Origin of the sequence: Roseobacter sp. HKCCA0434, assembly GCF_032464675.1 — a bacterium.
Classification (GTDB): domain Bacteria; phylum Pseudomonadota; class Alphaproteobacteria; order Rhodobacterales; family Rhodobacteraceae; genus Pontivivens.
Genome location: NZ_JAWDKL010000001.1, coordinates 97,710 through 114,877 on the forward strand (window position 1 = coordinate 97,710; position 17,168 = coordinate 114,877).

Here is a 17,168-nt window from a genome sequence, read left to right on the forward strand (position 1 = left end):
ACCAGATGCCCCGGCAAGATATTCCCTCCTACCTCGCCATAGCCGCGCTGACCGTGATCTGGGGCTCGGCCTTCGCGCTGACCGCGGTCGCGCTGCGCGGGTTCGGCCCGGTGGCGGTCGTGACGGGGCGCGCGGGGCTCGCGGCGATCGTCTTGGTCGCGGCAGCCTTCGCGGTGGGGCAGGGGCTGCCGCGCGACAGGGTTGCGTGGGCATGGTGCGCGGTAATCGGGATCACCTCGCTGGCGTTGCCCTTCACCTTGCTGACCTGGGCGCAGCAGTTCATTCCCAGCTCGCTCGCCGCCGTGCTGATCTCGACCTCGCCGCTGTTCATCCTGCTGCTGGCGCGGTTGATCCTCGCGACTCGGATCGGCGCGCGGCAATGGGTTGGGTTCGCGACGGGCTTCGCCGGCCTCGTCTGGCTGATCGGTCCGGATGCGATGACGCTGGCCCGCGCCGACCTTCTGCCGCAGCTCGCCTGCCTCGCGACCGCGTTCTGCTACGGGCTGTCCTCGGTGCTGGTCCGGCGGATGCCGCCGGTGCCGCCCGTCCAGGCGACTGCGGCAAGTCAGCTGGTCGCGGCGATCGTTCTCGTCCCCTTCGGCCTCAGCTCGCTGCTCGACGCGGCTCCGGTGGCGGGATGGGGCGCGCTGCTGGCGCTCGCCGTGCTGGGCCTCGTCCAGACCGGTGGCGCGCAGCTGTTGCGATACTGGACGGTCAGGCGGGCCGGGCCGGTCTTCACCTCGTCGGTCAGCTACCTGATCCCCGTCTGGGCGGGCGTGGTCGGCATCGTTCTGCTGGACGAGCCGCTGACCTGGAGGCTTGTCGGCGGCTTCGCCCTGATTCTCGCAGGGTTGACCGTGGCGCGCAACCGGCCCGAGCCTCAGCCGACCGCGGCCCGCTCCAGCGCTGGGTAGCGCACTCCTAGCGTCAGGCCCCGCAGCACGAAGAAGCTCATCAACGCGCCCCACAGTCCGTGATTGCCCCAGATCGGCACGGCAAGCGTCAGGATCGCGAAATAGGCGAGGGCGGAGACGATCATCATGTTGCGCATGTCCCGCGTGCGCGTCGCGCCGATGAAGATCCCGTCGAGCATGAAGCAAGGCAGCCCGACGAGCGGCGCGAGGACCATCCAGGGCAGGTACTCGCGCGCCGCGGCGATCACCGGCTCCGCCGTCGTCATGCCCTCGATGAATGCACCGCCAAGGATCGCGTAGACGCCGGTCAGCAGCAGCACGACGCCGAGCGCCCAGAAGCTCGTCAGCCAGGCCGACCGCCGGATGCGCGCACGATCCCCCGCTCCGAAGGCCGACCCGACCAGCGCCTCCGCCGCGAAGGCGAATCCGTCGAGCGCATAGGCCGAGAGGTACAGGAATTGCAGCAGGATCTGGTTCGCCGCCAGCGTCACGTCCCCCAGCGCCGCCGCGCGAAAGGTGACGGACATGAAGCAGACCTGCAGCAGGACCGACCGGATCAGGATATCCGTGTTGGTCGCGATCAACGGCTTCAGCCGAGCCGGGTCGAGGACCCGCGCGCGATCCCGCCAATGGGCGGCGGCAAAGACTTCGCGGCACAGGGCCAACCCGATCAGCGCGCCCATGATCTCGGCGATGACGGTCGCGAGTGCGACGCCCGTCACACCCCAGTCGAAGCCCAGCACGAAGAGCAGCGACAGCGCGATATTCGTGCCGTTCATCGCCAGCTGCAGGACGAGAACGGCCCGCGTCCTCTCGACCGCGATCAGCCAGCCGGTCAGCGCGTAGACGGCGATGGCGAAAGGCGCGCCCCAGATGCGCAGCCCCAGATAGCCCTGGGCGAGGGTCTCGACCTCGGCACTGCCGTCGGAGATCGTGAGCGCGGCGGCGAAGATCGGAACCTGCAATGCGATCAGCGCGAGTCCCCCGCCCACCGCGATGATCAGCGCCCGTGCCAGGTGTGCATCCCGTTCCGCGATATCGCCACGCCCCGCCGCCTGCGCGACCATGCCGGTCGTACCCATCCGCAGGAAGCCGAAGATCCAGTAGATCGCCGACAGGATGATGGCCCCGAGGCCCACAGCGCCGATCGGCTCCGCCCGCCCGAGTTGCCCGACCGCGAATGTGTCGACCAGTCCCAGCAGCGGCACCGTGGCGTTCGACAGGACGATCGGCAGCGCGATCCCGAGGACCCGCCGATGGGTGATCGGCGTCATGGGCGGATCCTCTGCAGCTTGGGACGGCTGACGAGCATACCGCCGACGATCAGCGCCAGCGCCCCGAGGAAGGCGGCGGGCAGCCGCTCGCCCAGCACTGCCGCACCGAGGATGACGGCCCAGACCGGCACCTGGTAGTTCACGAGGCTCAGGAAGGACGGCCCGGCGCTGCGCGTCACGCTGACCAGCATCACGGTGGCCAGTGCGGTGGGAAACAGCCCCAGATAGAGCACCCCGCCGAGCGCGGTCGCGTCGGGCACGGATGGCACGCCCTCGATCAGCAAGGCGGCCGGAATCATGATCGCCGCCGCCAGTCCCAGCCCAGCCGCCGAATAGGCGACCAGCCCGACCGGCGGGCACAGCCGCGTGTTGATCGAGCCGATCGCGTAGCAGCACGACGCCGCGACGCAGGCGAGGCGCGCCAGATTGCTGCCGCTGCCCTCGGGCAGCCCGATCAGCACGACCACGCCGACGAAGCCGATCAGGAAGCCTGCCAGCTTGCGCCGGGTCATCTGTTCCCCCGGCACCATCAGATGCGCGAGCGGCAGCACCAGAAGCGGCACCACGGCCATCGTGATGCCCGCGAAACCGGAGGTGACGGATCCTTGCGCCCAGCTCAACAGGGCGAACGGCACGGCGTTGGTGAAGAGTGCGAAGATCACGAGGTGCAGCCAGATCCGCGGCCCCTTCGGATCGGACAGCCGGGGCACGGCATCGCCGCGCCAGCGGACCAGAATCCAAAGCAGCACGGCCGCGAGCGCGATCCGGCTCGCGGCCAGGGTGACGGGCCCGAATCCGGTCAGGGCGAGCTCGACGCCCAGAAAGCTGCCACCCCAGATCAGGCCGAGGGCGAACAGCATCGTCCAATCCCTCAGCGAAGGCCCGGAGGTGGAACCGACCGCGATCATGCCATCAGTTCCGTGGGCGGATGCGCGAGGATCCGGTCGATGCGCTGCAGGCAATCGACGAAGACCGCATCGGACAGACCCATTCCCAGCGCGATCCGGATCTTGTTCGGCACGTCCGCGCCCGGCAGGACATAGGCCCCCGCCGTGGCGATACGCACCCCGGCCTCGGCGCAGGCGCGGTCGAACGCGGCCAGATGCCACCCAGCCGGCAGGCACATCCACGCGAAGTTCGCGCCCTGCGCCGTCCGGATTCCCCAATGACCCAGATGCTTGCGGGTCAACTCCGCGCGCTCCTCCAAGTTGTCGCGGGCGCGCATCTGGATGTCGGCGACGATGCCGGAGCGGATCAGCTCGACCGCGGTCTGGCCGATCAGCGAGGACACGCGGTAGTTCATGGCCTGAATGATGCCTTGCCCCACGGCCCCCCGTCCGGGCGGCGTGACCAGACAGCCGAAGCGCAGCCCCGCCGCCACGCATTTCGACAGCGAGGTGGCGTACCACGTCCGCTCCGGCGCGTAGCTGGGGAAGCTCGGGAGCCGTTCGTCGAGAAGCCAGCCATAGACGTCGTCCTCGATGATCTGCACGTCGTGACTGCGCGCCAGCTCCGCGATCCTGGCGCGCCGCTCGTCGGTCATGGTGATGAGCGTGGGGTTGTGCAGGTTGGGGGTGACGAGGATGGCCTGCGGCCGTGCCTGCCGACAGGCCGCTTCGAGCGCATCGAGGCACAATCCTTCCTCATCCTGCTGTATCGGATACAATTGTACCCCGGCAAGCTTGGCCGCCTGCATGAAGCCGGGATAGACGAGGTCCGAAACCAGCAGCACTGCGTTCGGCCCCGAACAGCAGGCCAGCATGGCCACCAGAACCGCCTGCTGGGTGCCGTAGGTGGGGATGATCGATGCGACCTCCGACGGGACACCGCCGGTGGCGAGCCAGTCACTCAACGCCTCGCGCGTCGAAAGGTCGTTCGTGGCACGGGTGTAGTCGTCCAGCACATGCGATCCGCGGCTCAGCACACGTTCGATCGCCGCATTGATCAACGTCTCCTGCCCGACCATCGGGGACCGGGAGTTGCGCAGGTCGATCTGCCCCTCGGCGGCCTGGTTGGTCAACGGATGCAGGGGAATGATCGTCCCGGTCTCCCGGTGATCACGCACGAAGGTCCCCTGTCCAACCGTCGCGCGCAAGGCGCCCGCATCGGTCGCCTCGCGATAGGCGCGCGCGACGGTTCCGGGCGTCACGCCGATCGCCCAGGCAAGCTCCCGCACGGGGGGCAGCTTCGCACCGGGCGCGAGCGCACCTGCCCGGATCGCGTCCTCAATCCCCACGGCGAGCGCGCGGTATTTCGGCGCGGGTTGCGCTTCGAGGTCCGGAACCCAGCTGGTGTCGAATCTTGTACCCATGACAAAACTCCCGTGGAAAATCTCCTGTCCCGTTTGTACCTGTAGGCCGTCGCAAGAAGCGACACAAACTACGAATTGTACCGATACACCGGAAGGAGTGTTCCCATGTCCAGCCTCAGCCTCTCGCGTCCCGTCGTTGCCCCCGCGCGCAACCGTGCCGCCAAGGTGGCGGCATGGATGAAGCGCGCCCGCACACGCCGCCAGCTCGCGCGGCTCGACCCGCACCTGCTGGCCGATGTCGGGCTCGATGCCGCGCAGGCACATGCGGAGGCCGCGCGCTTCTTCTGGGACTGAATGCCGATCCCTCTTCCCGACGGATGGCTGACCTGGCCCCCGGCGCGTGGCGTCGGGGGCTTTTTTGCGTCTCAGAGCGGGTCGAGATTGCGTGGGCCCGGGCCAGCGTCTGACAGTTGATCATCGGGATTCAGCAGAGCGCAGCGGTCTACCGACAGGCAACCGCAGCCGATGCAGGTGCCCAGATCGTCGCGCAGTGTTTGCAGCCGCGCGATCCGCTCGTTCAGATCGGCCCGCCAGACACGGGCCATCTGCTCCCAATCCGCAGCCGTCGGTGTCGAGTTCGACGGCAATGTCGCGAGCGCCTCGCTGATCGCTGACAGCGACAGGCCCAACCGCTGCGCCACCTTGATGATCGCGACACGCCTCAAGGTCGCACGCGGATAGCGACGGTGGTTGGCAGCCGTTCGCTCGGCGGCGATCAGCCCTTCCGCCTCGTAGAAATGCAGCGTCGAGACGGGCAGGCCCGACCGCACGGACAATTGGCCGACCGTGAGTTCCTGTGGTTGTTTCGGCATCGCTTGACCTCAAGTTAGCTTGAGGTCCGACAGTGGCGGCGAATCGCATAGTTCGCAAGGAGGATCGAATGTCCCAACGCCGCTGGCGGAAGCTCTGCGCATTTCTGCACTGGCTCGCACGCCGCAGGGTGCGTGTCACAGAGCTTAGCCCTCAAATGCTGCGCGATATCGGGATGGAGGGAGGCATGCACCACCGGCGGGATCCGGCGAGTTTGCGGGGATCGGCCCGTTTCGTATTGGAAACGCCGAACGGCCAAAACCGACATCCTGCGATCCCTCGGCGTCATTTCCTCGATTGACGCCCCGCGCGCCGCGCCATATCCGATTCCCTGGGTGGCACGCCGGATTAAGGGCGAGCGGTGCGTCACTCAGGAATTTCGCCCTGACGACGGAGCCGTCCATGAGCCTCCCCGACATGCCGCAGGCGAAGCCTGCGCGCCCCGAATTTTCCTCCGGTCCCTGTCCCAAGCGTCCCGGCTGGTCTGCCGAGGCGGTCGCCGCGCGCTTCCACGCGGGCCGCTCGCACCGCGCTGCCGGTGCCAAGGCGCAGATCAAGGGCGTGATCGACAAGATCGCCAACCTGCTGGATGTGCCGTCCGACTTCCGCGTCGGCATCGTGCCCGCTTCGGACACCGGCGCCTATGAAATGGCGATGTGGTCCATGTTGGGCGCGCGTCCCGTCGACATGCTGGTCTGGGAAAGCTTCGGCAAGGGCTGGGCGACCGACGCGACCAAGCAGCTGAAGCTCGACGACTGCCGCGTGATCGAGGCGGAATACGGCGCGCTGCCCGATCTCGCCTCCGTCCGACCCGAGGCCGACATCTGCTTCACCCAGAACGGCACGACCTCCGGCGCGCGCATCCCGAATTTCGACTGGATCGCCGCCGATCGTGAGGGGCTGACCTTCGTCGACGCGACCTCCGCCGTCTTCGCGCAGCCAGTGGACTGGTCGAAGGTCGACGTGCTGACCTTCTCGTTCCAGAAGGTGCTGGGCGGGGAGGGCGCGCATGGCGTCCTGATCCTCAGCCCCCGCGCCGTCGAGCGGCTGGAGACGTTCGACGCGGGCCGTCCGCTGCCCAAGATCTTCCGCATGACCAAGGGCGGCAAGCTGATCGAGGGCATCTTCACCGGCGCTACCATCAACACGCCGTCGATGTGGGCCATCGCGGATGCCGAGGACGCGCTCGACTGGATCGGAGACATGGGGCCCGAGGCCGCGATGGAGCGGGCTCAGGACAACTACTCTGCCCTGCAATATTGGGTGGATGACACCGACTGGGTCGCGAACCTGGTCGATAATCCGCTCGAGCGGTCCAACACCTCCGTCTGCCTCAAGATCGTGGATCCGGCGGTCGCGTCGCTCGACGACGATGCGCAAAAGGCTTTCGTCAAGAAGATGGTCAAGATGCTGGAGGCCGAGGAGGTCGCCTACGACATCAACGGCTATCGCGACGCGCCCGCGGGTCTGCGTATCTGGTGCGGTGCGACGGTCGATGCCTCCGACATCCGCAAGCTGACGCCTTGGCTCGACTGGGCCTTCGCGAAGGCCAAGGCCGACCTCTGATTCATCTCCAACGCCGTTCCGGGCTCCACCCGGAACCTCGCATGACATGCGACGAGGTCCCCGCCTTCGCGGGAACGGCGATGTACTCTCCTGCAAGGACACGACACATGCCCAAGGTTCTCATCTCCGACAAACTCTCCGAAGCCGCCGTCCAGATCTTCCGCGACAACGGTGTCGAGGTCGATTTCCAGCCCGGTCTCGGCAAGGACCCCGCGAAGCTGGCCGAGATCATCGGCGACTATGACGGGCTTGCCATCCGCTCCGCCACCAAGGCGACGGCGGACCTGATCGCCAAGGCCGACAACCTCAAGGTCATCGGCCGCGCCGGTATCGGCGTCGACAATATCGACATCCCGGCCGCCTCCGCGAAGGGCATCGTGGTGATGAACACGCCCTTCGGCAACTCGATCACCACCGCCGAGCATGCCATCGCCATGATGTTCGCCTGCGCCCGCCAGATCCCCGAAGCCGATGCCTCGACCCGCGCGGGCAAGTGGGAGAAGTCCCGCTTCATGGGGGCCGAGATCACGCGCAAGACGCTGGGCCTGATCGGCTGCGGCAATATCGGCTCGATCGTCGCCGACCGTGCGCTCGGCCTGAAGATGAAGGTCGTCGCCTACGATCCCTTCCTCAGCCACGACCGCGCACAGAAGCTGGGCGTGACCAAGGTCGAGACGCTCGAGGAACTGCTGCCCCAGGCCGATTTCGTGACCCTTCACCTGCCCAAGACGGACAAGACCGCCAACCTGTTGAATGCCGATCGGATCAAGTTGATGAAGAAGGGCGCGCGCCTGATCAACTGCGCCCGCGGCGGGCTGGTCGACGAGGCTGCCGTGGCCGAGGCTCTGAAATCGGGTGCACTGGCCGGTGCCGCCTTCGACGTGTTCGACAAGGAGCCGGCGACCGACAACGTCCTCTTCGACGCGCCCAACATCGTCTGCACCCCACACCTTGGCGCCGCGACCACCGAGGCGCAGGAGAACGTCGCGCTGCAGGTGGCCGAGCAGATGAGCGACTACCTGATGAAGGGCGCGATCTCGAACGCGATCAACGCACCTTCCGTCACCGCCGAGGAAGCACCTCTTCTCAAGCCGTGGATCGCGCTGGCGGAGATGTTGGGCGGCTTTGCCGGGCAGGTGACCGAGAACGCCATCACCGAGATCGAGATCGAGTATGTCGGCCGCGTCGGCCAGCTGAACCTCAAACCGCTGACCTCCGCGCTGACCGCCAGCCTGCTGATCCCGCTGGTGGGCGAGGGCGGCGTCAACATGGTCTCCGCCCCCATCGTGGCGCGCGAGCGCGGGGTGAAGATCGCCGAGACGCGCAAGGACGAGCAGGGCGCCTACGGCTCCTATATCCGTCTGATCGTCACGACCGAGCACCAGACCCGCTCCGTCGCGGGCACCGTGTTCTCGGACGGCAAGCCACGGTTCATCCAGATCAAGGGCATCGGGCTGGAGGCGGAGCCGCAGCAATTCATGCTCTACACCACCAATGACGACACCCCCGGCTATATCGGTGCGCTTGGAACCAAGCTCGGTGCGCTCGGTGTGAACATCGCGACCTTCGCGCTCGGCCGGTCTGCCAAGGATGGTGAGGCCATCGCCCTGATCGGGGTGGACGAGGAGCTGAATGCTGACACCCTCAAGGAGATCGCCGAACTCTCCCAGGTCACGCAAGCCAAGGCGCTCGCCTTCCGGGCCTGATCGCGGGATCCGACAAACGAAAAGGCTCCGCCGATTGTCCGGCGGAGCCTCTTGCGTGTCAGCATCGAGGGACGGCGCAGCCGCGCCCGAGCTCACAGGGGTGTCCTCTATAAACAATCATCGCGGCAAATGGTTTCAATATGGTGACCGCCGACGGGAGCGCCCTCGCGCAAGCAGGGGGACATGTACAAGAAAAAGGCCGCCATTCCCGCGAATGGCGGCCTTGCGGTCCGACGAGGGTGGTCCGTCGGGTCAGTCCTCGCTGGACTCCTGGCCGGATCCCTTGGTCTGGTGCGCGGGGGAAGGGCGGGTCATGGCGAAGACGATGATTGCCGTAGTCAAAACGACGAACCCCATTACGATCGCGATATCCATCTACCCAACTCCCTACCTACCGTTTTCATGCCATCAACTGGAGCCGAGCGGCTCCGGTTCCATCAGGCAGGGCGCTCGATCGACACGATTTTATACGAAAACGTGAGATCTTGGCCTGCAAGCGGGTGGTTTGCGTCGAGAGTGACATTTTCGTCACCCACTTCCTTCACCACCAGCGGGATCGTCTGACCCTGCGGGGTCTGTGCCTGAAGCTGCAACCCCTCCTCGAGCGGAATCTCCGCGGGAATGGTCTCACGCGGCACGACTTGCACCTGCTGCGGATCATGCGCGCCATAGGCTTCGGCGGCGGGAATGGTCACGCTGTCCTGCGCGCCTTCTTCCTTGCCCATCAGGGCGTTGTCGAGCCCTGCGATGATCTGGCCGGCACCCAGCGTGAAGGTCAGCGGGTCGCGCCCTTCGGAGCTGTCGAAGCGCGTGCCGTCGGTGAGGGTTCCGGTGTAATGCATGGCGATGGTGTCGCCGGTCTGGGCCGTCTTCATGTCTGGCCTCCTGAATTCTCATTCCGCGTCGAGACCTCGGCCTCGGGATGGCGGCGACCCCGCCATCGCTTGAAGGGGCCTACCTAAGGGCTGAGTCTCGAATGTAAACCCCGCGGGCCCGATCAATCGCCGTCCCGCAGTTCTGCGGCGGTGATCTCCCGCACCTCGGTCTCGAGCATGTCGAGCGGCTCGATGCTCTTGCCCGCGGGCGCGATCGACAGGGCCTCGAACTTGCGCGCCTGTGGCAGAAGGTTGCGCTCCGCCGATCCGATCGTGGCGTTGTAGTCCCGCACGGTGTTCGAGATCGACTTGCCCAGCTTTCCCAGCTTGTCGCCCAGCACCGAGAACCGATTGTAGAGCTCCTGCGCATTGTCGATCGCGGCCTGCGCGCTCGCGCCCATGCGCTCCTGCTGCCAGCCGTAACTCGCGGATTTCAACAGCGCGATCAGCGTGGTGGGGGAGGCGATCAGCACGTTGCGCGCCAGCGCGTCCTCGATCAGCGCGGGGTCGGAGGTGAGAGCCGCGGAATAGAACGCCTCCCCCGGCACGAACAGCACGACGAAATCAGGCGAGCCCGCGACCGCCTCGAAATAGGCCTTCTGCGACAGCGCCTTCATCTGGTCCCGCAACTGGCGCGCGTGGTTTGCGAGAACAGCGTCCTTTTCGGCGCCTTCCTCCATCTCGATCGCGTCGAGATAGGCCTCGAGGTTGGTCTTCACGTCGATGACGATCCGCTTGTCGCCGGGCAGGCGGACGATGGCATCCGGGCGGCGCGACTGGCCGTCGACCTCGATCGCGCGCTCCATGTGGAAGTCGACATGGTCGACCATGCCGGCCATCTCCACCACCTGCCGCAGCTGGAATTCCCCCCAGTTGCCGCGGGTCTTCGGCCGCCGCAGCGCGGTAACCAAACGCTGCGTCTCGGATGTCAGGCGATGCTGTCCTTCGGCAAGCGTCGCGACCTGCTGGCGGATCTGGTGATAGGCACCCTCGCGGGCCTTCTCCATCTCCTGGGTCTGGCGTTCGAACCGGGCAAGGTTCTCGCGGATCGGCTGCAACAACGCCTCGATCCCCTGTTGCCGCGCGGCGAGATCGGCATCCGCCGTTTCCTTGTGCGTCGCGAACCGCTCCGTGACGGTGGCGAGGAAGCGCTGCGAATTGCCCTCCAGCACCTTTCGCGCGAGCCCGTCGAACCGCTGGTCCAGTTCCGCGAGCCGCGCCGCGTGATTGTCCCGCTCTGCCGTCAGGGCGGCGGCGAGGCTCGCCGCCCGGCTCTCCGCGGTCCGGCGTGCTTCGTCGAGCGCGTCGACCTTTGCCGAAAGGGTGTCGAGATAGGCCGCGCGCTCCTGCAAACGGGCGAAATCGGTGGCCTGTGCCTGCCGCGCCGTCGCGGCCTCTTCGGCAGCGGCGCGATGCCCGTCGACCTCTTGGCGAAGCGTCGCCACGCTCCGGCGCAGACGGCGCACGCTGACGAGCCCGCGCAGTAGCCAGCCGAGCAGCAACGCGACGGCGGCGATCATCCACCAGGCCGTCAGCCAGGTATATTGCGCGGTCAACGCCTGCGCGCGAAGGAGAAGCTCGTCCATGTGCGGGACCATAGCGGGAACATCCATCCCCCGCACCCGCTATTTGCGGTTTCGCGCGGTCGCACGGCCCGCTATACCGCGTCGCGGGACCAGAGCAGGAGAGCGGATATGGCCAACGTCGTCGTCGTGGGCGCCCAGTGGGGCGATGAGGGCAAGGGCAAGATCGTCGACTGGCTCAGCGAACGGGCCGACGTCATCGTCCGTTTCCAGGGCGGGCACAATGCGGGCCACACCCTCGTCATCGACGGCAAGGTCTACAAGCTGCACGCGCTGCCCTCGGGCGTGGTGCGCGGCGGCAAGCTTTCAGTGATCGGAAACGGGGTCGTGCTCGACCCCTGGCACCTGATGAACGAGATCGCGACCGTGCGCGAGCAGGGCGTGGAGATCACGCCCGAGACGCTGATGATCGCGGAGAACACCCCGCTGATCCTGCCGTTGCATGGCGAGCTCGACCGCGCGCGCGAGGAGGCGGCGTCGAAGGGCACCAAGATCGGCACGACGGGGCGCGGCATCGGCCCGGCCTACGAGGACAAGGTTGGCCGTCGTGCGATCCGTGTCGCGGACCTCGCGGATGAGGCGACGCTGGAGGCGCGGGTGGACCGCGCGTTGCAGCATCACGACCCGCTGCGCCGTGGCCTCGGCGTCGACCCGGTGGACCGCGACGCCCTGCTGGCCGCCTTGCGCGAGATCGCGACGCAGATTCTGCCCTTCGCCGCCCCGGTCTGGAAGGTGCTGAACGAGCGGCGCCGCGCCGGTCATCGCATCCTGTTCGAGGGCGCGCAGGGCGCGCTGCTCGACATCGACTTCGGCACCTATCCCTTCGTCACCTCCTCGAACGTCATCGCAGGGCAGGCGGCGACGGGCTCAGGGATCGGGCCGGGCTCCATCGACTTCGTGCTGGGCATCGTCAAGGCCTATACCACCCGCGTTGGCGAGGGGCCGTTCCCGACCGAGCTCGACGATGCAGACGGGCAGCGCCTGGGCGAGCGCGGGCACGAGTTCGGCACCACCACGGGCCGCAAGCGCCGCTGCGGCTGGTTCGATGCGTGCCTCGTGCGCCAGACCTGCGCGACCAGCGGCGTGAACGGTATCTCGCTGACCAAGCTTGACGTGCTCGACGGCTTCGAGACCCTGCGCATCTGCACCGGCTACGAGTTGGACGGAGAGCGGCTCGACTACCTGCCAACGGCTGCCGACCAGCAGGCCCGCTGCACGCCGGTCTACGAGGAGATGCCGGGTTGGTCGGAATCGACCGAAGGTGCGCGGTCCTGGGCCGATCTGCCCGCCAACGCGATCAAATACGTGCGTCGCGTCGAGGAACTGATCGGCTGCCCCGTGGCGCTGCTGTCGACCTCGCCCGAACGGGACGACACGATCCTGGTCACGGACCCCTTCTCGGATTGAGGCACCAAGGCCCGGCCTCGCGCCGGGACCCCGCCGAGGACGCCGGCGAGAGGCGTCCGAGGCACCTCACCGCTCGGGGAAAGACCGGCTGCCCTTGATCTGGTCCCAGGCCCAGACAACCTCCTGCAGCTTCTCCTCGTCGTCCCGCTTGCCGCCGTTCATGTCGGGGTGCAGATCCTTGACGAGACTCTTGTAAACCTTCCTTAACTCCGCCTTGCTAAGACTGTCCTCGGCGCCAAGGATATCGAGCGCCTTGCGCTCGGTCGGCGGCAACTTGCGCCGTCTCGGCCGGTCGGGGGAGGCGGCGGGATTGCGCGTGGCATTCTCACCGAGCACCTGCATCGGATCGTCGAAGCCGAAGCGGGCCCAGGCTCTTCCTTCGGCGTGGGAGGTGGTTTTGGCCTTCTCGGCGCCGGTCTTGAAGGACCAGGTGGGGCGTTCGCCGACGCGGTCCTTTTCCAGCTGGGCGTCGAATTCTTCCTCGGAGTGATACTCGAAGAAGTTCCACTTCTGGTTATACTCGCGGATATGCTCCTTGCAGAACCAGTAATACTCGTCGAGCCGGTCGCGTGACTTGGGCGCGCGGTAGAGGCCGGGCTTGTCGCAGCCCTCGTGATCGCACACGCGCGTGGAGGTGTGGACGGCGCCGCTCTGGCCGCGCGATTTCGCTCGTCTGCGCTTGTCGGCGGAGACGGAGATGTCGAAATCGAACGGGTTCTTGCGGGTCATGGCAACCTCTTGAAGCGGGGCTTTCCGAGTCGGAGCGCAGCAGTTTAGACTTCCTGTGCCCGAGGTGAAGGGCCAAAGGATAAAAGGAGCGGGGCCATGCGCGTTGCCAAGCAGATCGAACTGAAATTACAGGAGAATTTCGACCCGCGTGAACTGGAGGTCGTCGACGAGTCGCATCTTCACGTGGGCCATGCGGGCGCGCCCGAGGGGGGGCAGAGCCATTTTCGTGTCCGCATGAGATCGCAGGCGCTCGCAGGGATGTCGCGGGTTGCGCAGCATCGCAAGGTGAACGCGGCGCTGAGCGACGAGCTGGCGACGCAGGTGCATGCCCTCGCGCTCGACCTGGGCGCGTGAGGCGGCAAGAGGAACATGGTTAACATCGCAAGTCGCGACATTAATCTTTCAGCCGCGGCAGGGCCGAGAACGGCGGTCTGCGATGCGTATGCACCCCGTATGGCATGCGTATGGCGACTGAATGGCTCGGGTATTGGGCGAACGAACCGCCATCCGTCAACTTCGCGAGATGTTGGCGCGATCTGGAATTACTTGGCAAGCCCGGTCAGGCGGGCACAGTTGGCCCGGTTTGCGGTTCTCATGTCACTGGTAGTGTCCTCTCAATAATTGAAAGCGGACCGCCGGAAAGCGGCGAATATTGACACAGTCCGATCGAGTCCGACACCCTGAAGAAGGGGGCGCTTGGATGAAGAGGACGACTAACGATGTCACCCAATGAAGCAGAGACCCTCGAATGGCTTGGCACCAGCTACAAGACGATCCTGAAACCGGAGGACAGCGGCGGCGCGATCAGTATCGTGGACAGCACCTCGCCACCGCAGAGCGGCCCGCCGCGCCATATCCATCATGCGGAGGACGAGACCTTCGTGATCCTGACGGGCGAGTGTCGCGTCTGGATGGAGGGCAAGGAACGAACGTTGCAGGCCGGGCGAAGCGTCTTCATTCCGCGCGGCACGGAGCATACGTTCAAGGTCGGAGGGTCGGAGCCCTGCCGCCATCTGGTCATCCTGACACCCGGCGGTTTCGAGGGATTCTTCGCCGACATGGCGGCGGGTGCCTTCGCGATACCCGATCACATGCCGCAGATCGAGGACTCGGCCAAGCGTCACAAGATGTCCTTCACCGGACCGCCTCTCGACTGAGCAGCGGCGATCGGCGGGCGCGGCCATGAAGCCCGCGCTTCCCGCGACGATCCCCGTCTGGCTGCTGGTCGGGGCGCAGGGCGTGGTCAGTGCGGCGTCGCTGGTGGTGGAGATCGTGGCGGGGCGGATGCTGGCGCCGCATGTCGGGATGTCGCTCTATACCTGGACGGCGATCATCGCGGTGGTGCTGGCGGGCTTCTCGGTCGGGCACTGGTGGGGCGGGCGGCTGGCGGAGAAGACGCCTGCCGCCGCATTGCGCTGGACCGGTGGCGCGCTGCTGGCGGCGGCGATCACCACGGCGGGCGCGGTGCCGCTGCTGCCGCTGGTGGCGGGGCCAGTGCTGGGGGCAATCATCGCCCCGGTCTGGAGCATCACGGCGCTGACGCTGATCGTCTTCTTCCTGCCGTCCTTCTTCGCCGGAGTGCCCGCGCCGGTGCTGACGAAGATCGCGATCACGTCGGCCGATCGGACCGGACCCGCGCTCGGCGCGATGTTCGCCGCCGGGGCCATCGGCGCGATCGCGGGCACGTTGCTGGCGGGGTTCGTGTTCATCTCGTGGCTCGGATCGGCGCTGACGCTGGTCGTGGTGACGGTCGTGTACCTTGCTTGCGCGGCGCTGTTCGTGCGGCTGGGAGGGCAGGGCGCGCGGGCGGTGGGCGGTGCGGCGGTCCTGGGGCTCGGGCTCGCGGTGCTGGCGCTGGCCACGCCGAACCCCTGCGACCGGGAGAGCCAGTATTTCTGCCTGCGGGTCGAGGACGTGTCGGCAGATCCGGCGGAGCCGGTGCATCTGATGGTGATCGACCACCTCGCGCACGGGATCAGCGCGCAGAGCCTGCCGACGGTGCAGTTCACCGAGCATACCGCAATGCTCGACCACCTGTCGCGGCTGCGGGCGGTTCGGGACGATTTTACCAGCTTCCATATCGGTGGGGGCAACTTCGCGGTGCCGCGTGCCTTCGCCGCGCATGGCACGGGCGCGATCACGGTGGCGGAGATCGATCCGGCGGTCACGCAGATGGCGGCGGAGGCGTTCTGGTTCGACCCGGAGACGGCCACGGTGCTGCACGAGGACGGGCGGCGGGCGTTGCTGACCCGGCCCGAGGCGCTTTACGACATCATCCTCGGCGATGCGTTCACGGACGTGGTGGTGCCGGTGCACCTGGTCACGCGGGAGTTCTTCGCGCTGGCCGCCGGGCGGCTGGAACCCGGCGGCAGCTTCCTGATGAACGTGATCGACCACGAGGACCGGCTCTACGCGCTCGGCTCGATCGTCGCGACGATGGGGGAGGTGTTCGAGGTGGTGGAGGTCTGGACCCAGCAGGCGCAGCCCGATCCGGGGCAGCGCATGGTCTTCGTCGTGGTGGGGGGCGATGCGCCGACGCCCGTGGACAGCTTCACCGTGCCGGCCCCCGACGAGACGCGGTTCGGCGCGCTGTCGCCCCGGCTGGTCGAGGGATTGGCCGCGGGGCGCGGGACGGTGCTGACCGATGATTACGCGCCTATCGACCGGCTGATGGGGCTGAGCCTCTAGGCGCTTAGCTCCGCGATCAGGCGCTGCATGAAGCGCTCGCCCTCCGCCAGTTGCGAGGTCGCGAGATATTCGTCGGGCTGGTGGGCCTGCTCGATGGAGCCGGGGCCGCAGATGACGGCGGAAAAGCCGCCCTCCTGGAACTGCCCGCCCTCGGTGCCGTAGGAGACGCGGCCCGAGGCATTGTCGCCGGTCAGGCGGCGGACCAGCGCCTCGGCCGGGCCGTCCGGTTCGGGTTGCAGGCCGGGGACGCGGCCGCGCAGGTGCACGTCGATCCCGGCCTCGGGACGGATGGCCTGAATCTCGGCCTCCAGCCGCGCGGCCTCGGCACGGAAGCGGGTGTCCCAGTCGTCGACGCTCTCATGCGGAGCGACGCGGATGTCGGCGGTGAAGCGGCAATCCTTGGCGGTGATGTTGTGGGCGGTGCCGCCGTGGATGACGCCGGAATGGAGCGTGGTCCAGGCAGGCTCGAACCCGGTGCCCTCAGGGGCATTGCGCCGGTTCTCGGCCATCGTGTCGTGCATCCAGGTGATGAGGCGCGCGGCGGTCATCACGGCGGAGACGCCGGTGTGGACGAGGGAAGAATGCACCTCGAAGCCGCGGACATGCACCTCGAACCCGACCGAGCCCTTGTGGCCGCTGACGATCTTCATCAGCGAGGGCTCACCGACGATGCAGGCGGCGGCGGGGGGCAGCTCGGCGGCGATGCGGGCGATCATGGGGGGCGCGCCCAGGCAGCCGATCTCCTCGTCATAGCTCAGCGCGAGGAGGATGGGGCGTTTGAGATCGGCGGCGAGCATGTCGGGGACGGCGGCGAGGGCGAGGGCGATGAACCCCTTCATGTCGCAAGTGCCGCGCCCGTAGAGGCGGCCGTCGCGCTCGGTCAGGGTCCAGGGGTCGGTGGTCCAATCCTGGCCGTCCACGGGGACCACGTCGGTATGGCCCGAGAGGATGACCCCGCCCGCGACTTCGGGTCCGATCAGGGCGTGCAGGCTCGCCTTGGTGCCGGTGGCGTCGGGGGTGCGGATGGCAGTGACGCCGTGCCCGGCGAGGTAGTCCTCGACGAAGTCGATCAGGGGCAAGTTGCTGTCGCGGCTGACGCTGGGGAAGGCCACGAGCCGGGCCAGCATCTCCTGCGCGGTGTAGCGGTCGGGCATCGGTGTCTCCTGTCGAGCGGGGCGGCTGGCTCGACAGTCGCCGCGCGGGGCACGAGCGTCAAGCGGCGGAACATCCTCTTGCAAGCGGGGCGGAATCAGAGTCTTATTTTCTCCAGAAGCAGCGGGAATGGGGCCGTCAGAGCCGTTCAAC

17 protein-coding genes are annotated in these 17,168 nt (G+C 67.2%); 8 read left to right on the plus strand and 9 right to left on the minus strand.

All coding sequences use genetic code 11. From position 1 onward, the window contains the following. The first annotated feature begins 5 nt into the window (after positions 1-5). Entirely contained in the window at positions 6-914 is a 909-nt protein-coding gene (locus RX333_RS00510; RefSeq protein WP_316012942.1) for a DMT family transporter, read from the plus strand. On the opposite strand, the gene RX333_RS00515 is transcribed toward RX333_RS00510, so the two are convergent. Genes RX333_RS00515 through RX333_RS00525 form a run of 3 tightly spaced genes read right to left on the minus strand, consistent with a single transcriptional unit; the run spans position 881 to position 4,499 of the window. After that, positions 881-2,188, minus strand: coding sequence for an MATE family efflux transporter (locus tag RX333_RS00515; RefSeq protein WP_316012943.1), 1,308 nt, complete (start codon positions 2,186-2,188; stop codon positions 881-883). The two genes, RX333_RS00510 and RX333_RS00515, sit on opposite strands and share 34 nt — an antisense overlap. Further along, entirely contained in the window at positions 2,185-3,048 is an 864-nt protein-coding gene (locus RX333_RS00520) for a DMT family transporter (RefSeq protein WP_316012944.1), read from the minus strand. The genes RX333_RS00515 and RX333_RS00520 overlap by 4 nt, the downstream gene beginning before the upstream one ends. Before the next feature lie 44 nt (positions 3,049-3,092). Next, positions 3,093-4,499, minus strand: coding sequence for a PLP-dependent aminotransferase family protein (locus RX333_RS00525; protein ID WP_316012945.1), 1,407 nt, complete (start codon positions 4,497-4,499; stop codon positions 3,093-3,095). 105 nt (positions 4,500-4,604) lie between these two features. On the opposite strand from RX333_RS00525, the gene RX333_RS00530 reads away from it, so the two are divergent. Continuing rightward, on the plus strand, positions 4,605-4,793 hold the full coding sequence (locus RX333_RS00530) for a DUF1127 domain-containing protein (protein ID WP_316012946.1): 189 nt from the start codon (positions 4,605-4,607) through the stop codon (positions 4,791-4,793). A 71-nt stretch (positions 4,794-4,864) separates the two neighbouring features. Here the strand turns inward: RX333_RS00530 and soxR are convergent, their stop codons facing one another. Beyond that, positions 4,865-5,311, minus strand: coding sequence for a redox-sensitive transcriptional activator SoxR (gene soxR / locus RX333_RS00535; protein WP_316012947.1), 447 nt, complete (start codon positions 5,309-5,311; stop codon positions 4,865-4,867). A 400-nt stretch (positions 5,312-5,711) separates the two neighbouring features. Between soxR and RX333_RS00540 the strand changes: the two genes are divergently transcribed. Together RX333_RS00540 and serA are read left to right on the plus strand one after the other, a co-directional pair. Then, on the plus strand, positions 5,712-6,875 hold the full coding sequence (locus RX333_RS00540) for a phosphoserine transaminase (RefSeq protein WP_316012948.1): 1,164 nt from the start codon (positions 5,712-5,714) through the stop codon (positions 6,873-6,875). A gap of 107 nt (positions 6,876-6,982) precedes the next feature. Continuing rightward, positions 6,983-8,581, plus strand: a complete 1,599-nt coding sequence (gene serA, locus RX333_RS00545; RefSeq protein ID WP_316012949.1) for a phosphoglycerate dehydrogenase — start codon at positions 6,983-6,985, stop codon at positions 8,579-8,581. 252 nt (positions 8,582-8,833) lie between these two features. Here the strand turns inward: serA and RX333_RS00550 are convergent, their stop codons facing one another. From RX333_RS00550 to RX333_RS00560, 3 genes are all read right to left on the minus strand, one after another. Next, positions 8,834-8,956: a hypothetical protein gene (locus RX333_RS00550; RefSeq protein WP_316012950.1), complete on the minus strand. Its 123-nt coding sequence runs from the start codon at positions 8,954-8,956 to the stop codon at positions 8,834-8,836. A 62-nt stretch (positions 8,957-9,018) separates the two neighbouring features. Further along, entirely contained in the window at positions 9,019-9,456 is a 438-nt protein-coding gene (locus RX333_RS00555; RefSeq protein ID WP_316012951.1) for a peptidylprolyl isomerase, read from the minus strand. Positions 9,457-9,578: 122 nt separating this feature from the next. Beyond that, complete coding sequence (locus RX333_RS00560) at positions 9,579-11,042, minus strand: DNA recombination protein RmuC (RefSeq protein WP_316012952.1); 1,464 nt, start codon at positions 11,040-11,042, stop codon at positions 9,579-9,581. A gap of 108 nt (positions 11,043-11,150) precedes the next feature. Between RX333_RS00560 and RX333_RS00565 the strand changes: the two genes are divergently transcribed. Next, positions 11,151-12,446, plus strand: coding sequence for an adenylosuccinate synthase (locus tag RX333_RS00565; protein WP_316012953.1), 1,296 nt, complete (start codon positions 11,151-11,153; stop codon positions 12,444-12,446). 66 nt (positions 12,447-12,512) lie between these two features. Here RX333_RS00565 and RX333_RS00570 read toward each other — a convergent pair whose 3' ends face one another. Continuing rightward, positions 12,513-13,175 (minus strand): J domain-containing protein, encoded by a 663-nt coding sequence (locus RX333_RS00570; RefSeq protein ID WP_316012954.1) that lies wholly within the window; start codon positions 13,173-13,175, stop codon positions 12,513-12,515. Positions 13,176-13,271: 96 nt separating this feature from the next. Between RX333_RS00570 and RX333_RS00575 the strand changes: the two genes are divergently transcribed. The 3 genes from RX333_RS00575 (at position 13,272) to RX333_RS00585 (ending at position 15,863) form a co-directional block, all read left to right on the plus strand. Next, a complete protein-coding gene (locus tag RX333_RS00575; protein ID WP_316012955.1) occupies positions 13,272-13,529 on the plus strand; it encodes a BolA family protein in 258 nt (85 codons plus the stop codon). A 365-nt stretch (positions 13,530-13,894) separates the two neighbouring features. Then, positions 13,895-14,332 carry a cupin domain-containing protein gene (locus RX333_RS00580; protein WP_316012956.1) on the plus strand — a complete coding sequence of 146 codons (438 nt, stop codon included), beginning with the start codon at positions 13,895-13,897 and terminating at the stop codon, positions 14,330-14,332. A gap of 25 nt (positions 14,333-14,357) precedes the next feature. Continuing rightward, the gene (locus tag RX333_RS00585; RefSeq protein ID WP_316012957.1) at positions 14,358-15,863 is read left to right on the plus strand and encodes a fused MFS/spermidine synthase; all 1,506 of its coding nucleotides are present in this window, start codon (positions 14,358-14,360) and stop codon (positions 15,861-15,863) included. Here the strand turns inward: RX333_RS00585 and argE are convergent. Then, positions 15,860-17,017 (minus strand): acetylornithine deacetylase, encoded by a 1,158-nt coding sequence (gene argE / locus RX333_RS00590; protein ID WP_316012958.1) that lies wholly within the window; start codon positions 17,015-17,017, stop codon positions 15,860-15,862. The genes RX333_RS00585 and argE overlap by 4 nt on opposite strands. Positions 17,018-17,168: the final 151 nt, after the last annotated feature.